Annotated in this window: 11 protein-coding genes; 2 read left to right on the top strand and 9 right to left on the bottom strand. The window is 36.6% G+C overall.

The genetic code is table 11. The features are described from left to right. Positions 1 to 7: 7 nt before the first annotated feature. The 3 genes from prwr041_RS06895 to prwr041_RS06885 all read right to left on the bottom strand — a co-directional run bounded on the left by prwr041_RS06895 (position 8) and on the right by prwr041_RS06885 (position 9,244). On the bottom strand, positions 8 to 3,328 hold the full coding sequence (locus prwr041_RS06895) for a SusC/RagA family TonB-linked outer membrane protein (RefSeq protein WP_207153101.1): 3,321 nt from the start codon (positions 3,326 to 3,328) through the stop codon (positions 8 to 10). A 1,330-nt stretch (positions 3,329 to 4,658) separates the two neighbouring features. Beyond that, complete coding sequence (locus tag prwr041_RS06890; RefSeq protein WP_207153100.1) at positions 4,659 to 6,188, bottom strand: RagB/SusD family nutrient uptake outer membrane protein; 1,530 nt, start codon at positions 6,186 to 6,188, stop codon at positions 4,659 to 4,661. A gap of 17 nt (positions 6,189 to 6,205) precedes the next feature. Beyond that, a complete protein-coding gene (locus tag prwr041_RS06885) occupies positions 6,206 to 9,244 on the bottom strand; it encodes a SusC/RagA family TonB-linked outer membrane protein (RefSeq protein WP_207153099.1) in 3,039 nt (1,012 codons plus the stop codon). 625 nt (positions 9,245 to 9,869) lie between these two features. On the opposite strand from prwr041_RS06885, the gene prwr041_RS06880 reads away from it, so the two are divergent. After that, on the top strand, positions 9,870 to 11,549 hold the full coding sequence (locus prwr041_RS06880; protein ID WP_207153098.1) for a C10 family peptidase: 1,680 nt from the start codon (positions 9,870 to 9,872) through the stop codon (positions 11,547 to 11,549). A gap of 34 nt (positions 11,550 to 11,583) precedes the next feature. Here the strand turns inward: prwr041_RS06880 and prwr041_RS06875 are convergent, their stop codons facing one another. Both prwr041_RS06875 and prwr041_RS06870 read right to left on the bottom strand, forming a co-directional pair. Further along, positions 11,584 to 12,474: a helix-turn-helix transcriptional regulator gene (locus prwr041_RS06875; RefSeq protein WP_207153097.1), complete on the bottom strand. Its 891-nt coding sequence runs from the start codon at positions 12,472 to 12,474 to the stop codon at positions 11,584 to 11,586. Positions 12,475 to 12,478: 4 nt separating this feature from the next. After that, positions 12,479 to 13,108, bottom strand: a complete 630-nt coding sequence (locus tag prwr041_RS06870; RefSeq protein ID WP_207153096.1) for a ribonuclease HII — start codon at positions 13,106 to 13,108, stop codon at positions 12,479 to 12,481. Between the two features lie 125 nt (positions 13,109 to 13,233). Between prwr041_RS06870 and prwr041_RS06865 the strand changes: the two genes are divergently transcribed. Beyond that, positions 13,234 to 13,518, top strand: a complete 285-nt coding sequence (locus prwr041_RS06865; RefSeq protein ID WP_207153095.1) for an ATP-binding protein — start codon at positions 13,234 to 13,236, stop codon at positions 13,516 to 13,518. Here the strand turns inward: prwr041_RS06865 and prwr041_RS06860 are convergent. Genes prwr041_RS06860 through sufB form a run of 4 tightly spaced genes read right to left on the bottom strand, consistent with a single transcriptional unit; the run spans position 13,484 to position 18,484 of the window. Next, positions 13,484 to 14,758 carry an aminotransferase class V-fold PLP-dependent enzyme gene (locus tag prwr041_RS06860; protein ID WP_207153094.1) on the bottom strand — a complete coding sequence of 425 codons (1,275 nt, stop codon included), beginning with the start codon at positions 14,756 to 14,758 and terminating at the stop codon, positions 13,484 to 13,486. The two genes, prwr041_RS06865 and prwr041_RS06860, sit on opposite strands and share 35 nt — an antisense overlap. A gap of 35 nt (positions 14,759 to 14,793) precedes the next feature. Then, positions 14,794 to 16,191 carry a Fe-S cluster assembly protein SufD gene (gene sufD, locus prwr041_RS06855; protein ID WP_237072169.1) on the bottom strand — a complete coding sequence of 466 codons (1,398 nt, stop codon included), beginning with the start codon at positions 16,189 to 16,191 and terminating at the stop codon, positions 14,794 to 14,796. A gap of 49 nt (positions 16,192 to 16,240) precedes the next feature. Then, a complete protein-coding gene (gene sufC, locus prwr041_RS06850) occupies positions 16,241 to 17,008 on the bottom strand; it encodes a Fe-S cluster assembly ATPase SufC (protein ID WP_207153093.1) in 768 nt (255 codons plus the stop codon). 30 nt (positions 17,009 to 17,038) lie between these two features. Next, positions 17,039 to 18,484 carry a Fe-S cluster assembly protein SufB gene (gene sufB, locus prwr041_RS06845; RefSeq protein WP_207153092.1) on the bottom strand — a complete coding sequence of 482 codons (1,446 nt, stop codon included), beginning with the start codon at positions 18,482 to 18,484 and terminating at the stop codon, positions 17,039 to 17,041. Positions 18,485 to 18,628 lie beyond the last annotated feature (144 nt).

Raw genomic sequence — 18,628 nt, 5'->3', positions numbered from 1 at the left:
TTTCTTTTTAGATACCTAATTTTAATGTAAGTGTAAACTGCTTTGGAACTGGTACTGCGACACCACCGGTATTAAAGAATTCCGGATCCTGTCCATTCAGTTTCTTGTCAGCATAAATTAAGAAAAGATTTGTAGCCTGAAACTTCAATGAAAGATTACTCAATTTCAATGATGACACCCAAGTTTTTGGAAAATCATAACCTAATGATATTTCCTTCATTCGGACAAAGTCTCCTTTGGCTATACGCTCAGTAGAATAGTTGTAAGCATTATATGCATAAGACAAATTCGCATCATTCTTATTTTGAATTGCACTTGCTATAACAGGCACATTTGTGCGAGCTTCGTCTCCAGGAACAGTCCATCTGTTATTAAACTCTTTTGGCATTGATGCAAGGTCATCATATTCGTTAGAGAATACAGGATCAAGACGAACTACATTACCGAAAGAATATGTTATAAACACATTAAGTGAAAGCCCTTTGTATGTGAAGATATTTCCGAAGCTACCAACATCTGTTGGATCAATACTTCCTTCATACTTAAGGAACTTAAGTTTTGCGGGATCACTTTCTTGGAAATAGATACCAGTTGTTGTGATCTTACCGTCCTGATCTAGGAATGTTGGTAGACCTTCACTATTCAGTCCCTTGAAAGGTATTGAGAATAAGCTTCTTACAGGATATCCCTCCTGAGCAAATCCACTTCCTGAAACCAAATCCATTATACTTGATGTAGTGCGTAGGTCGGTAACCTTATTATGTGTATGACTATAGATAAAACTTGATGTCCAGGTAAAATCCTTCGCCTTGATATTAGTGGTAGAAAGAGAAAGCTCAACACCACTTGACTTCATCGACGCTATGTTACCATATTTCATTACCTTGCCACCAACACCTTCTGTTGTTGCAAGACCAATAAGATCATAATTACGGCGAGAATAGACATCCATTCCAAAATTGATACGGTTATTAAGAAATCCCATATCCATACCAAAGTTAAACTCATGTTTTTTCTCATAAGTCAAATCACTATTTTCCAAATCAGATATGTATAACTGACTTTCCTTTACATCTGCAAATGGGCGCCAAGGATTTTGAGACTTTATAATCACGCGTGAGTTAGTTACATTTGAAGGACCACGGTCAGCTGTCAATGAATATGAAAGACGGAATGTCAAATGTGACATTACTGGTTCCAAACTCTTGAAAAAAGATTCTTCATGAACGTTCCATGCACCAGACAAGTTCCATGTAGGCAACCAGCGTGCAGAACGACTCTTTCCTAGTCGGTTGGTTCCTTCATAACGAATTGTTCCGTTTAAGGTATATCGTCCCTTGTAAGAATATGTTCCATTACCAAAGAAAGCAACACTACGCTCACTCGTATTTCCCATTGTATAGTAATCAGCATTCTGCTCAGCACCTTTCTTAAATACCTGATAAGCATAAGAAGGAGTTTCACCCATATTATACTGCATACCCCAACCACGAAACCAAGTATTGTGACGGTCTACGCTATTGGTTTCCATACCACCATACAGGTTTACTATATGTGTATCATTATTGAAAGAATCATTATATTGTGCGGTTGCACGGAAATCATAACCAAACATATTGTTATCAGTACGATCCACTATACCTCCATAAGGCAGCACAGAGACAGGCAACGCATAAATATCGTCTGGGTCTGTATAAAGATAAGTATTATTCTTACGTATCGTTGATGTTCCCATGGCTCTATAAGCCATTGCTTGATTAGAGTCATCTTTAATATTGTGTTCCTGACTCGTTGCACTGTATTTCATAGCCCCCAATACAGAAAGTTCCAACTGGCGTAATGGTTTATAAGCCAATTTAGCCTGCATGCGGAAATCAGAAACATTTACGTCAATATAATTTTGTTCTAGCTCATTGAAAATATTAAATGGAGCATAATTACGAGTGTAATAATCTGTAGTTGACAATGCTCTAGATGTATTCAAAGCAAAAGAATAAGGATTTATATCAAAAGCACGGTTTACTTTTCCTGATACAGGATCTGTAGTAGCACTGATCGTTCCAGGTGCTTTCTGTTTACGATATGAAGCATTACCAATAAGTCCAAAAGTAACTCTAGAAGATACATTGTAATTTGCATTAAAATTTGCAGTATAGCGCTGCACTTGACTACTCTTTGTCCATCCTGGATCATACATGGCACTAATTGATGCATAATATTGTGCTTTGTCTGTTCCTGCAGTAATACTTACAGAATGGTTACTCTGGATAGAATTTGTAAAAAGTTCCTTAAACCAATTTGTATTACGATACTCAGCAGAACGCAAATAAGCAGCCTTCGCTTCAGTTGTATTTGCTAGGCCGAACATTCCTGTTGTAGAATCATACGCATTCAGCAGTTCATACATCTTACCATAAATACCACTATTTGCTGCAGTCGATGTTTCGGCATAATTAAGATAACCTTTTTGCTGTAGCTCCTGATATATTGACATCTGGTCCTGTGAGTTCATTATATTAAAAGTAGAATAGCTAGGTATCAAACGCATGGTATATTCGCCTGTGTAACTAATGTGACTCTGACCAGCTTTTCCTTTCTTTGTTGTAACAACAATGACACCAGCCATAGCACGAGCACCGTAAATTGATGTAGCAGATCCATCTTTCAAAATCTGAAAACTCTCAATATCATCAGAGTTAAGACCTGCTATAGCTGAACTGATAAGCGTATTAGCATTCCCAGAAGAAAGCTGATCAGCACTTACATCAACAACGTCTTCCATTATAACACCATCAACAACCCATAACGGTTTTGAACTACCATAAATTGAAGTGGCACCACGTACACGAATCTTAGGAGCTGTACCGAATGTTCCCGATACATTCTGAACAGAAACGCCTGCGGCACGACCTTCAAGAGAACGGCTGATATCTGGCAGACCGTCAATCTTAGCATCCTGAGCATTAATCTTTGTCGTTGAGCCGGTAAACATTCGTCTATCCATCTTCTGCATACCAGTAACGACAACTTCCTGAAGCGAAGTTGAAGGTTTCAATGCGACCTTCATTCCTGGTTTTGCTAGAACACTCTGTGTTTCCATTCCAACATAACTAATCGTTAGTTTCTTGTTTGCAGGAACATTCAATGAGAAAGTTCCATCTCCATCAGTAACGGTTCCTGTTTTTGTTCCTTGAATAAATATGGATGCACCTATAACAGGTTCTCCATCATCCTGGGATACAACAGTACCGGTGATTTTAGTTTGCGCAAAAGTCATTCCTAAAGACATGAATAGACATACCAAAATCATTGTTAGTTTTTTCTCCATAAAAAAGTCTCTATTAATAATTAATAACTTAATTTTATTATCCTCTCGCAAAAATAAGTAAAAATCACATAACAAGCAAGCAAGATTGCAATTATTTTGAATTTATAGCCAAATTACGTCTATTTAGTAACAAAAAAGCCATTACGAAGAACAATATGATCAAAATTTACACATTTACCGATCTTACCGTTTCAATCATAGCAACTAGTTAAGTAAGCTTTTGCATTAAAAACAGAATAAGAGACAGTAAACTCTATTCACAGTAAACAGCGCTTAACATATATTTATCAAAAAAACATTTTATAGACAAATAGATTACTGATAATAAGTTAAACGAATTACTATTTAGTGTAACTTATTATAAGTCGACTGTTTAACGCCTATATTTATTGGTAACGATTTGATTTTGTTCATATTAGACTATTTTCCTGCATTTTGCTGTTGCTTAGCTATGGAGTTACGGAATCTTAGGGAATACTTATAAACAGAAAAGTTAACGATACGCAACTGGGTCAATTTAGCTTCGATGAGCTACGTCTTAGCTACGTTACTATTTCTGTGCATATATAATGTACGTACACACGCGCGCACTTAGGGTTTTGAAAAATATAAGTGTCGAAGTTTTAACATAATGAATATCAATATTTTATCGACGAATTTGACTAAATAAAGTGACGGTAATTTGACGGTCAGATATCGGATTTTATATGCGTTTCTATATAGAAACACAACTAGTTCCATATAGAAATGCAAACGTTCCTACGATATTTCGCCTCCCATTACTTCATAAAACGCAATGCATTTCTTCGTAGAACGTATTGCAAAACTTAGCAAAACGCAATGCAAAATGAAGAAAAATATCCCTCATATTTTACCGACAAATAGCCGGCGCTTAATACCACTTGAAAAGTATTCTAATAAATTGAGGCTCAATGGATAGACAGTTCGACGCTTATTTTTACGAAAAAGTCAGAGTGCGCGTGCGCACACTCGTGCCAATATATAGCATTCGTAATTAAAACTTTGGCTAACAGTCTAATATAAATCCCATTGCATGGACAAAAATTTTGCAGTATCTTTGCCGAGAATTCAGCGGAACATTTAAACAATCTTGAATATTCTGCTCTCGTTTACTGAATCTATGTAAATATCCTCTAATCCTCAGATGCAGCCAACGGTTCTTTGACAAATTTATAAAAGCGTATACAAAGCTATATTCAAGCTGCTATAAATATCTTAGACAACAAAAAGACCTTGAGACACGAATCTATTACAAAAAAAACAGTTATCAATATATATGATAACTGTTTTTTTATATTATTTAATATGTTTAGTTTCCATATCCAGGATTCTGTACCATATTGCTATTTGCATTCATCTCATACTGTGGTATTGCAGAAAGTGCTTTGAAATAATCTCTATTATAACTTTTACTTGCAGTAGGTAGCACATCATGCCAACCTCTATCTGCATCATTTGTATATCGAGTTATAGTTTCGTTGCGGCGCAGAGCATCAAAGAAGCGATGTCCCTCACCTACAAGTTCCTTTCTACGCTCAATATAAATACGATCTGCAGTAATTGTTGATGCTGAAACCAACTTTGTAGCATCAGATGTTCTATTTGAAATAATATCATTCAAATATGTTGCAGCCTTATCCTTATTTCCTGCGTTAAAAGCAGCTTCGGCGGCATTCAGATAAATTTCAGACAGACGAACAAGAGGTATATTACTGTATCTAACATCTCCATTTACAGCAGGCATCTTATTCAAGAATATCTTATTTTTACCAAAGGCTGCATCTGCAGCTGCTGTAGGACTGAGGAAGACACCATTACGAATATCGTTTGGATCTGAAGAAAGCATATCTACGAAGCTCTTAGTTGCTATCAAATCACCATAACCAGGATTTACGCCTCCAGATTCAGCATACAAATAAGCTACACCTGGACGGTCTGTCCAATCTGTAGAGTTTGTTATAGTCATTTCAAACATAATTTCATTTGTATGGTTTGCATCCTTCTTATTCCAAGCAGAAACATATTGATCCTTCGTCCATAGTTTATAAGGAGAGTTATTGATAATGTCTTCTGAAACAGTAAGTGCATCGCCGAAGTTGCCCATTGTCATATAGACTCTTGACAAAATAGCCTTTGCACTCCATACATCAATATAACCTGGCGTATTATCTGTAGAAAGAGTCTTTGAGTTAATAGCGTCATTCAAATCTTTGAGAATCTGAGTATAGCATTCACTAACTTTATTTCTCGCTAGTTTATCTGTGCTCTGCAAAGATGTAGTAACGACAGGTACACCTAACGATGCGCCCTGATCTTCAGTATATGGCTTTCCATAAATTCTTACCAAATCAAAAAGAGCTAATCCACGTAAAGCCTTAGCCTCATTCTCATACTGAGAAATAGTACTTGCAGCTTCACTTTGATCTGTCAATTTACCAGACTCAGCAGCCTCAATCATGCGAGAAGCTCTACTTATAACAATATAAGGAGATTTCCAAACAGCTGCTGTGCTAGAAAATTCATTTGCTCCAGCATAATTCATATAATAATAGAAACTACCACGATTACTTCCTGATATATTATTATACTGAATATCCTCACCATGAGCCTCTGCATAAGCAAAGAAATTAGCAGCATAATAATCAGTATTAGTATGATCTCCCTTCAACGCTGCATAAAGACCTGTACGCGCACTTCCCAAACTTTCGCTTGATGTTATCGCCTTATCTGCATCAACTCCATCTGAAGGAGACTCATCTAACCAGTCGTTAACACATGACGAAAGCCCAAGCATCATCATTGCCAGCAATGTCAAATTGCATATCTTAAATATTTTCATTTCCTTCTTATTTTAAATTAAAAACCAAGTTCTATACCAAAGGTATAAGTTCTCAATGCCGGTGTTTCAAAAGTACAAAGTCCATCAACAGGCATTTCTGGATCAACAATCAAATTCTTTGATTTCCAAGTCAAGAGATTTGCTGCAGAGAAATAAACACGAACTCTGTCTATGCCAAGATTTGCAATATAGTTTCTAGGCACAGTGAATCCTAAAGAGAGATTCTTCAAACGCAAATAGTCTGTAGGCATCAACCAACGAGAAGAATTTACCCTCACACCACCATATTCAAATTTCGGCAACGTTGCATCAGTGTTATCCGGAGACCATATATCAGAAAGTTTATAATATGAAGGGACTGCACCATTGTATAAATAACTACCGCCATTAGAATGTTGCCAAGATGCATAATCATAAGCATCACCGCCAAGAGAATATGTAAATGTAAATCCTAAATCAATAAACTTCCATTTAATATTATTTGTAAGTCCACCTTCAATTGAAGCCTGATGTTGGCCAACAATCGCCTGCTTTGCCTTAGAGACATCAGTAGTAGTATTACGTGCATTGTCTGTTCCATCGTTGATATAATAAGATTCCTTACCTGTTGCTTTATCAACTCCAGCATACTCATACATATAATAAGAATAATAAGGTTTACCAATTCTATGTATTAGGACTCCACTAATAATCTCGTTTTCATCACCAGTAAGTTTTTCCACCTTATTGCTATTATGTGACATATTCAAAGTTGTGGTCCAATTGAAATCCTTTTTATTGATATTAACAGAAGTCAATGACAACTCAAATCCCTTATTAACTAAAGAACCAACATTAATTGGTGCAGAAGGTGTTCCTGAATTAGAATACAAACCTGTAACAGCAGAAACAGGCTTATCAAAAATCAAATCACTTGTTTTACGGTTATAATAATCAAATGTAACGGTAAATCTATCCAACAAAGTTAAATCAAGACCTATATTTAAAGTCTTATTCTTCTCCCACTTAAGGTCACTATTTCCAATAGTAGTTACTCCTATACCAGACATACCATTATAATAGATACCATATCGATACAAATTCATATAAGAATAATAATCATAAGGCTGTGTACCGTTCACACCATAAGAAAGGCGTACTTTACCATCAGTAATTATACTCTTAACTGGGTTCATGAATTTCTCTTCAGTAAATCTCCAAGAACCAGACAATGACCAGAAATCACCCCAACGGTTTTGACGTGCTAAACGTGAACTTCCATCACGGCGATAACTTGCGCCCAAATAATATTTGTTGGCAAAGTTATAATTTACACGACCCAAGAAAGAGGTCATTCTATAGCCTTTCTTATCAGATTGTGCAGAAGTTGTACCAGCATTTTCTAACTCATATAAAGCTCCAGGATAATCACTTCCATGCGAATAATCATATCTGTAAGTATAATCTTCTGTTTCAAAGCCCAATAATGCATCCACATTATGCTGACCAAAGCTCTTGATATAAGAAAGTTGAGTTTGAGTATTTAATTTTTCATATTCATTTATAATACGCTGCATTACCGCACCAGGAGCACCATTATTAGAATATCTATCCCAAAGCACATTCTCTCTACCATCAGTATAATCATAAGCTAATTTCTCACTCAACTTCAAGTTATCCCAGATGTTATATGTAAGTTGTGCAGTTGAGAATGATCTTTTTACTATATTCTTATCTGAAGTATGCTGTAGCTCATAAAGCGGATTGACACCGTTCATACCACATCCAGTATTTAGAGAGCCATCAGTATTATAAGGTGTACTTGATGGTGACTGGAAGAAACAATAGTTTGCCAAAGCTCCATCGTAAGCAGTCCCCTCATCAACAAGACTTTGATTCATTTTAGAAATCAATGTTGTTACACGTAAAGAGAATCTATTCCAATCATGAGTTATACTTGCATTACCTGTAAAACGTTCCAATCCCTGATTGTGAAGAATACCGTCCTGCTTCATATAAGCCATTGATGCATAGAACTTTGTACTTTCGCTACCACCAGACAAACTTACCTGATAGTTTTGATGACTACCTGTCTTAAAAAGAAGATCTTTCCAATCTGTATAACCATTTGCAGGAACAGAAGCATATTTGTCAATATTATTATCGGCAAAAGTAGCAGCTGCAGCAGCTGTGCTACCATTTGTTATTGAATAATTATTCAATCCAGTCCAAAGTAACTGACGACGATCATCACCACTCAACTGTGGACGATAATTGATTGCTGTATTAGAAAAACCTAAATCACTTCTAAAATCAATCTTAGTCTTACCCTTTTTACCACTCTTGGTCGTGATAACAATCACACCATTAGCAGCGCGAGAACCATAAAGAGATGCAGCTGCTGCATCCTTAATTACAGTAATAGACTCGATGTCATTAGGGTTTAATGTTGCTAACACACTTGTACCAGCATCATTATAACCATTACCATCAGAAGTATTAAACTCACTTAAATTTGATGAAGCAACAGGAGTTCCATCTATTACATAGAGAGGATTATTTCCTGCATTGACAGAACCCATACCACGGATTCGTATATTACTAATTGCACCAGGAGCACTTGAAGAAGAAGTTACAGTAACACCAGATACACTTCCGGCTAATTTGTCTTCAACAGAAACAACTGGAACATCTTCAAGTTTCGTTGCATCCATAGTACTAGCAGAACCTGTAAACGAAGATTTCTTAAAGTTACCATAACCAGTAACAATAACTTCATCAATAGTTTTGTTATCAGGTTCAAGCTTAATCTTCATATTGCTTGAAGCCTTAAGTGTTTTTGGCATCATACCAATATACGAGAAATTCAATTTCGCATTTGCCGGAGCAACCAGCGAAAAATTTCCATCAACATCAGTAACTGTACCTGTACTTGTACCAACCACTCTAACGGAAGCACCTACAATAGGTTGTCCGTCTTCTGAGGAAGTTACAGTACCAGAGACTTGTGTCTGAGCAAATGCCATTCCTAAACAAAGGAATAGACCTGCTAAAATCATTGTTAGTCTTTTTTCCATAAAAATCTCTCTCTTAATTAAAAATTGTATTGTCATCTAATATATTTTGCCAACAGATTTGTCCGAACCTTAATCACAAGGCGGACATTATTTTATTATAAATCAAGAACGCATTAACATTCTTTTCTCGTACTTCAATAAAAATATCTAAAACACTATTGTTGTATACGGGCACAAATTTAAAGAATGTTTAGAATATAACCAAATTTTTTATGCAAAAAGTTACTATTATTATCAAAAATGCCATAGATATGCGATTTTTATAATGATTTTGTTACAGTTTAAAAGCTAATTTTAAAACAAATGGACAAAGTGTACAAATATGAACATAACAAAATATTGTTAATCATAACGTTTCATTAAATATTTAATATAGACATAGCATGCTGAGTATTTACTAATTGACAATCCTACTTTTTAATTCAAAAAGTTATTAGTATGCATACATTATTTATCATTATTGTAAAGCAAGTTAAAATTTCTTCGTTATAAATTAGTTTGCGCACATTACTAAGCATAAAAGAGATGGATTGTTAAAATTATTTTGTACATTACAAAAAAGAAGTTATATTTGCAGAATATATAACATAAGATCCCCAATATTCACATTATACATTTATCAATTATGATAAGATTATTAGTCCTTTCGATTGCTGTTTTCGCTTCAAGCCTTAATACATTTGCAGATAACCGCAATCGCAGCGAAATGATAAAAATTGCACAAGAGAAGCTTGCCAGCAAAAGCATGGCAAAGGGTTCTTCAATAATAGACAACGAAGTAAAAGTTATGAAGGACACAGACCAATTTGCTATCTATGGTGCAAAAGGTGCAGGATTCGTTGTAATAAGCCGCAGTAATACATTCCCTGCCGTTATAGGTGAATCTGAGCATGACTACGATTCTACTAATGTAGCCCCGGGATTTAAATGGTGGATGGAAAATATATCTAAATCTATGGCCTACAGAGATGCCAATAATATGGGGCGAACTTCTATATCTGTTTCTACAACAATAGATCCTCTTATAACAACAAAATGGAACCAAGGAACGCCATATAATTTATTATGTCCTAAGGTTGGCTCACTTACGCATGGCTATACCGGATGTGTAGCAACGGCTATGTCGCAGATTTTAAAGTATTACAATTATCCAAAAACAGGTAAAGGCAGCGGAGGGTTTTCCATAGTTGTGGATAAAGATACTGTAATAAGATCGGCAACAATCAATACGACATACGACTGGAACAATATGTCAAATACATATTTAACTAGCAATGCCATCACTCCCGCGAATATAGCCGTTGCTACACTAATGCGAGATGCTGGCTGTGGAGCAAATATGGAATATGGTATCGACGGAAGTGGAACCACTGATTATGATGCTGCAATATCTTTCGTGAATAACTTCTCATATAATCCATATTCATTAAAATTCTTGCAAAAAGAATTATATACAGATGATGAATGGGCACAAATGATTTACAATGAAATTAAGCAACTGCGTCCTATTCTATATGGTGGATCTACAAAAACAAAAGAAGGCCATGCCTTTGTTTTTGACGGAATAAACACAGAAGGCAACGTAGACGTAAACTGGGGATGGGGCGGCGCATGCGACGGATGGTATGATATTTTCGATCTGACTCCTTCTGGTTTAGGTGAGGAATTCAGTTCTGGAACAACATTTTCTGAAGGTAACGATATGATTATAGGTTTTGATCCACATCCTGATGCGACAGGAAGTGACTTTTCTATATGGGGAACTGACAAAAATTGCAGTTTCTCAATTAGTCCAGACAACAAACTTAGCATTACAATGACAGCTTTCTATAACTTTGCGTATAAAACTTTCACTGGTGACTTCGCTATTATTTGTGAAAACACATCTACTTCTGTATTAACACCAATATACAACTTCTTTCAAGAACATAGCTATGAGTCTTTAAGTGGATTTACTTATGGTAAAGAAGTTCAAGGAAATTTAGATATTTCAAATCTTTCTCCTGGCACTTACAAAGTTTACATAGCTAGTAAAGCCACAAATGAGACTAGTTGGAGTCCTGTTAGAAGTTTTATCACTCACGATGTAATATCATACACGCTCACAAAGACTAATGATGGTGCACTTACTCTGACAGGTATTGACAAAGTTAAAAACGAGAAAGAAAACAACGATAAGAACATAAGGATTTACGACATTAGCGGCAAATTATTAAATGTTACTACAGATGGAAATACTATCTCTGGTAAAGGCATCTTCATTATTAAACAAGGCAATGAAACAAAGAAGGTAATGAAACCGTAATACCACTGAACAACATAAAATAAGCAAAAGTTATCTATGGTAGCATTTTTTCTATCTTGGACTTTATGTAATCCTTGAAGCCATCACCTTCAAGGATTTCTATATCATCGTAAAGTCCAAGTACGAATCTACCAATACCTAGATAACTTACTACGTCAAGAGACACTATCCAATGATTTTCATCTTTCTGAGAGAATGATGCCGATGAAATGGGGAATTCTTCCATCATCAAATTATAAGAAAGCTGACCAACAAGGAGTTTTACAGGATACAACTCTTCACCACTAAAAGAAAACACATCTGTAAAAACCTTCCTATGCTCGGCAGCATGTATCCAAGGAGCATCATAAACTTCTACATTTGTTATTCTTGATAGTTTAAATGTTTTATTTTTTCCAGAAGCCAGTTCATAACAACGCACGTCCTGATTGTCATTGAATAACAAAAAAGGTTCCACAACTCGATCAGTAAATGTATGACTATGCGGAGAAGAATACTTTTGCAGGCATACTATACGTCTGGAAGCAATAGCGTCACTAATATCCTTTAAGTTGCGTAATTGCTTTTTCTGATATTTTGAATCAGAGAAAAAGCGAAGATCATAATATCGTTCAAGCTTCTTTTTTACCGATAAAACCGCTGGATTTTTCTGTTCAGCACTATCAGCAAGATTATGTATGAGTACTGCTTCTTGCAATGTAAAGTTCACCGAAGAAGCTATATTAGAGAAGAAAGGAGAATTCACATCAAGACTATAATAATTCTCATTACGGATTACGCCAAAACCATATTCTCGAAGAAACTGAAGGTAATAATAAAGATTACGGCGTGTACATCCCAAATGATTGCAAAGATCCTCTGCGGTATAATCATTACCGTCCGTCATTAGTTGAATCAACGTGAGTTCATTACCAAGCTTCTTCATGGTTTCATTCTTTAAAATTCAGACTCAATTCACCGCCAAGCAGATTATAACTTTTACGATGAATTGGGGTAATTCCGTAGTTAAGTATTCCTATTCTATGTTTTTTTGTTGGGTACCCCTTATTATTTTCCCAGTCATAATGTGGATAAATAAGCGCCTGCTGCTGCATATAGTCATCACGATATGTCTTAGCAAGTATACTAGCAGCGGCTATACTCTGATATTTTCCATCTCCCTTCACTATACAAGTGTAAGGAAGTTGTTTCTTTTCTTCACCTTCAGAATATACATAAGGATCAAAGTGGTTTCCATCAATGATAAGACCCTGCGGACGCACTTTCAGTTGGGCTATTGCACGGTGCATTGCCAAGAAACTAGCATGAAGGATATTAATCTTATCTATCTCCTCAGGCGTAACTATACCTACAGCCCAAGCTACAGCATCATGCTTAATCTGTTCACGCAATGCATAACGCTTCTTTTCACTCAACTTCTTGCTATCATTTAATTCGGGATTATCATAGTCAGGCGGTAATATCACTGCTGCTGCATAAACACTTCCAGCAAGACATCCACGTCCCGCCTCATCACATCCGGCCTCAATAAGTTCCTTATAATAATGTGGTTCTAACATATTGTTGTTAATAAATGTTACTAGTTAACTAAATTAACGTTTGATTATTTGGTATGAAAAGATATTTCCACAAATGCGAGTAATTTTGCAGTTGTAAAAGATAAACAAGTTAAAACAATTACAATATGGAAAAGAATATCTATATCAAAAGAGAAGTTTCTACATCTAACAGTCAGATAAACATTCTGAACAGTATTGCAAACAAAGTAAAGTCACCAATCACTGCGCTAGCCAAATACTACTCAGCAGTATTGGAACGCAAGATTAGCATTAAGCAAACACTGCTACTTCTCAATGCACAAATAGCATTCGTATTTGCAGTTTTCCCCGTAAACATCGGCTTTATTGCTCGTGCTATATGCTGTGCATGGTTCGTTAAAGCTGTTTTGGCGTGCAAGAAGAACCTTTAAACATATTAGACGCTTTATCAATACCAGCAATAAAAGCATCAATTTCTTCTATTGTATTATATAGAGCAAAGCTGGCGCGTGAAGTACCAAGCACCCCAAGACGCTGCATAAGCGGTTGTGCACAATGATGACCTGTACGGATAGCTATTCCCTGACGGTCAAGAATCATGCCCATATCCATGTGGTGAATATCACGTAACTGAAAACTTATCACTGCATCATGATTGCATAGAGTTTCTTCAGTAACAGGTTTACTGTCATCAATTCCGAATATCTTCATGCCATCAAACTGCAACATCTTGTTAATTGCATAGGCTGTAAGTTTTTTCTCATGACTGACGATGTTGTCAAGACCTAAATCTGTAACATAATCCAAAGCCTTTGCTAGTCCTGTTGTAGCGATGTAATCAGGAGTTCCTGCCTCAAACTTCAATGGTGGGCGTTCAAAAGTAGTCTTTTCAAAACTAACGTTCTCAATCATTTCGCCACCACCCTGATAAGGAGGCAATTTATCCAACCATGCTTCTTTTCCATACAACACACCAACACCCGTAGGACCATATATTTTATGTCCACTAAACACGAAGAAATCACAATCCAAATCCTGCATATCCACAGCAAAGTGTGGAGTGCTTTGCGCACCATCTACCATTACAGGAATATCATGTTCATGCGCGATACGAATAATATCCTTTACGGGATTAATCGTTCCTAGAACATTACTTACATGGCTTACGCTTACAATTTTGGTGCGTGATGTTATCATTTTACTGAATTCATCGATATCCAGCTTACCAAAATCATCCATTGGAATGACTTTAAGAACTATACCTTTCTTATGTGTCTGTAACTGCCAAGGTACAATATTTGAATGATGCTCTACAGCTGAAACAATAACCTCGTCACCCTCTTTCATGAACTCATCGGAGAATGAAGAAGCTACGAGATTAAGTCCTTCAGTAGTGCCACGAGTAAAAACGATTTCTGTGGTAGACTTAGCATTGATAAACTTTCTTACAGTTTCACGAGCTCCCTCATGCAATTCCGTAGCCTGTTGGCTCAACCAATGTACACCACGATGCACATTGGCATTGACATTCAGATATTCATCACGCATTGCATCAAGAACACACAAAGGTTTCTGAGTCGTTGCGGCATTGTCAAAATATACCAACGGCTTATCATAAATTGTTCTTGACAATATTGGGAAATCCTCACGAATCTTATTTATATCATACATATCATTACAAATTAATCTTTTTCACCAACCTGAAATCACTTGCAGAGTTTACAACCTTCACATTTATTCAGCTCACCACGGAAACGTTTTTCTACAAGATGATGCAAACGATCACGCAACGGCTCAAGTTCCATTTTATCAATTACTTCGTTGATAAATGCAAATTCGAGAAGCAGTTTGGCTTCTTTTTCACCGATACCACGTTGTCTCATATAGAACATCGCAGCATCATTAAGTTGACCAACTGTTGAACCATGAGCACACTTCACATCATCTGCATAAATCTCAAGCATTGGCTGAGTGTACATTCTTGCTTTCTTCGTGGCGCAAAGATTTCGGTTTGTTTCCTGACTTACAGTTTTCTGAGCTCCATGACGTACAAGAACTCTTCCGGCAAAAGCACCAGTAGCTTCATCGTCAAGAACATATTTATAAAGTTCATTACTTGTGCAATGACCTACTTTATGATCTATAAGAGTATTGTTATCTACATGCTGATTCTTGTCAGCTATCACACAACCGTTACACTGACATTCAGCTCCTTCGCCTTCAAATACTAAATCTAGCAGATTGCGTGTTATGCCATTATGCAATGTGATAACATTATGATTTACACGACTATTAGCTAGCTGCTGAATATATACGTTGCTTACTCGCGTATTTTTAAGATGTGTCTCTTCGAGACAATTCAGTTCTAAGTTTGCATTTTCTCCTACATACGCCTCTATAACTTGAGTAGATAGGAAATTACGATCATCGGCAGAGTGATCACAAAACAGAAACTTAGCCTCTGCACCTTCATCAAGGACAATAAGCACACGACGATTAACCATTAGGTCAACATCAGAGCGAAGTATATTAATCACTTGTATGGCACGGTCCACCTTTACATTCTTCGGAATATAAACAAACAGTCCGTCCTGAGCTAGCATCGTATTAAGAGCTGTAATTGCATCTTCATCTGTAGATGCAATTTTAGAATAATATCTAGCGATAAAATCAGGCTTTTTTGAAGCAACACTACTCAAAGAATCAACGATTACACCCTCTGGAAGATGTGCCTGCGGAAGAACTTTAGTATAAAAACTATCGTTGACAACAAAATATAATGATGTACTTAGGTTAGGCACATCACACTTAAAGGCATCATAAGGGTTCACTGGAATATCCAATCGGTTAATATTCAAACCATAATTAGGTTCAAACAACTTAGCCATATCGGTATATTTATAACGCTCAACTTTTCGAGACGGGAATCCCAACTTCTTGAAATCTTCAAAAGCCTTATCACGCACTTTATTCATGACTTCGGCTGAATGACTCTTAAGTGTGGCTGATGTACTTTCATACAACTCCACATACTGAGTCTCAACTTTAGGTTGTAAAGAACCTAAAGGGTTTTGAGCCTTATTATTATTAATATCTTCTTGCATAATAAAAATCCAAATAAAAAAGCTATATTTCCCTTATAGAGGGAACATATTAATCCTGTCCAAACTTTGCATCAGCCTCTTCCTTAATCCAGTCGTATCCACGAGCCTCAATATCCTTTGCCAGTTCAGGTCCGGCAGTCTTAACGATACGACCATTATAAAGAACATGAACAAAGTTAGGTTTAATCATATCAAGGAGTCGTTCATAGTGAGTAATCACGATAGCTGAAGTCTCGCTTGTATGCATTTTGTTCACACCATCAGCTACAACTCTCATCGCGTCTACGTCAAGACCAGAATCAGTTTCATCAAGGATACTCAACTTTGGTTCAAGCATAGCCATCTGGAATATCTCATTGCGTTTTTTCTCACCACCAGAAAATCCTTCGTTTACAGAACGATGTGATAGTTTTGAATCTAGTTCAACGAGTTTACGCTTTTCACGCATCAGTTTCATGAAATCTCCAGCATTAAGAGGTTCCATCCCCTCATACTCACGTTTTGCGTTTATAGCGGCACGCATGAAGTTTGTCATTGAAACTCCAGGAATTTCAACTGGATACTGAAAAGAAAGAAACAAACCTGAACGTGCACGATCTTCTGGTTTCATTTCCAAAAGGTCATTACCGCTGAAAATGACCTCGCCCTCTGTAACAGTATATAATGGATTACCTGTAAGTACAGCACTAAGAGTAGACTTTCCAGATCCATTAGGTCCCATGATGGCATGAATCTCACCGTCATTTACAGTAAGATCTATGCCTTTTAATATCTCTTTGCCTGCAATTGTAGCATGCAGATTTTTAACTTCTAACATATCTCTTGTATTTTATTCCTTATTTAACTATTATCCTACCGTTCCCTCAAGACTTACGCTAAGAAGTTTCTGTGCCTCAACAGCAAATTCCATAGGAAGTTTATTGAGCACTTCTTTAGCATATCCATTTACGATAAGTCCAACAGCCTGTTCAGTAGGTATTCCTCGCTGGTTGCAATAGAAAAGTTGATCTTCACTAATTTTTGAAGTAGTAGCCTCATGTTCAAACACAGCTGAGTTATTATGTGAATCCATATATGGGAAAGTATGTGCACCGCAATCGCTTCCCAATAACAAGGAATCACATGAACTGTAATTTCTAGCATTGTCTGCATTACTTGTAGCTCTTACTAAACCACGGTAGCTATTCTGACTATGACCGGCAGATATACCTTTAGATATTATAGTCGACTTCGTATTCTTACCCATATGAATCATCTTCGTTCCAGTGTCTGCTTCCTGATAATGATTTGTTACAGCAACACTGTAAAATTCAGCTACAGAATTGTCACCACGAAGAATGCATGAAGGATATTTCCATGTTATAGCTGACCCTGTCTCAACCTGAGTCCAACTAAGTTTTGAATTAACGCCACGAAGATCACCACGCTTTGTAACAAGATTAAGCACTCCGCCCTTTCCATTCTCATCGCCAGGATACCAGTTTTGAACTGTAGAGTATTTTACTTCTGCATTATTCTTGATTATAATCTCGACAATAGCAGCGTGTAACTGATTCTCATCACGCATAGGAGCCGTGCAGCCTTCAAGATAGCTAACATAGGCATCATCTTCTGCAATGATAAGGGTACGTTCAAACTGTCCTGTATTACGTGCGTTTATACGGAAATAACTACTTAGTTCCATCGGACATCTAACCCCTTTCGGGATATAGACAAACGAACCGTCACTGAACACGGCACTGTTGAGAGCTGCAAAAAAGTTGTCACGATAAGGGACAACACTTCCGAGATATTCTTTTACAAGTTCTGGATGTTCTTTTACAGCTTCACCAATACTACAGAAGATAACCCCCTTCTCACGCAATTTTTCCTTAAAAGTAGTCTTCACTGAAACTGAATCCATAATCGCATCAACAGCTGTACCGCTTAATGCCAGACGTTCTTCCAAAGGTATACCCAATTTGTCGAATGTCTTTTCTAGTTCTGGATCAATCTCATTGTTCTTTGGCTTCTTAACCAAAGGGTCAGCATAATAAGAAATTGCCTGATAGTCTATTTCTGGTACATGCACATGTGCCCAAGTAGGCTGAGTAAGAGTCTTCCAATAATTATAAGCTTTCAGACGAAAGTCAAGCATCCAATCGGGCTCACCTTTCTTCTGAGAGATAAGGCGCACAACGTCTTCGTTTAAGCCCTTATCTATTATTTCTGTTTGTACATCAGTAGTAAAACCGAATTCATATTTCTTTTCAGCTACCTGACTAACAAACTCGTTTTTTCCTTTTTCTTCCATTTTGCCAAAATACCTATTTTATATATGATACATACAAATAGTGTACCACAAACAAAACTGGTAACATTTGTTATTAATTACAGCAGTGACATCCCTGTAATAGAATATAAGGATGTCACTACTTTATTGCATAAAGTATTCCAA

The sequence above is a fragment of the Prevotella herbatica genome (genome assembly GCF_017347605.1).
Taxonomy (GTDB): domain Bacteria; phylum Bacteroidota; class Bacteroidia; order Bacteroidales; family Bacteroidaceae; genus Prevotella; species Prevotella herbatica.
Note: the sequence above shows the minus strand (reverse complement) of the source record. Positions and strands in the feature narration are given on the sequence as shown.

Coding starts and splice junctions, on each gene's coding strand:
- prwr041_RS06880 (WP_207153098.1), top strand. CDS start 9,870: ATGATAAGATTATTAGTCCTTTCGATTGCTGTTTTCGCTTCAAGCCTT.
- prwr041_RS06870 (WP_207153096.1), bottom strand. CDS start 13,108: ATGTTAGAACCACATTATTATAAGGAACTTATTGAGGCCGGATGTGAT.
- prwr041_RS06865 (WP_207153095.1), top strand. CDS start 13,234: ATGGAAAAGAATATCTATATCAAAAGAGAAGTTTCTACATCTAACAGT.
- prwr041_RS06860 (WP_207153094.1), bottom strand. CDS start 14,758: ATGTATGATATAAATAAGATTCGTGAGGATTTCCCAATATTGTCAAGA.
- prwr041_RS06895 (WP_207153101.1), bottom strand. CDS start 3,328: ATGGAGAAAAAACTAACAATGATTTTGGTATGTCTATTCATGTCTTTA.
- prwr041_RS06885 (WP_207153099.1), bottom strand. CDS start 9,244: ATGGAAAAAAGACTAACAATGATTTTAGCAGGTCTATTCCTTTGTTTA.
- sufC (WP_207153093.1), bottom strand. CDS start 17,008: ATGTTAGAAGTTAAAAATCTGCATGCTACAATTGCAGGCAAAGAGATA.
- prwr041_RS06890 (WP_207153100.1), bottom strand. CDS start 6,188: ATGAAAATATTTAAGATATGCAATTTGACATTGCTGGCAATGATGATG.
- sufB (WP_207153092.1), bottom strand. CDS start 18,484: ATGGAAGAAAAAGGAAAAAACGAGTTTGTTAGTCAGGTAGCTGAAAAG.
- sufD (WP_237072169.1), bottom strand. CDS start 16,191: ATGCAAGAAGATATTAATAATAATAAGGCTCAAAACCCTTTAGGTTCT.
- prwr041_RS06875 (WP_207153097.1), bottom strand. CDS start 12,474: ATGAAGAAGCTTGGTAATGAACTCACGTTGATTCAACTAATGACGGAC.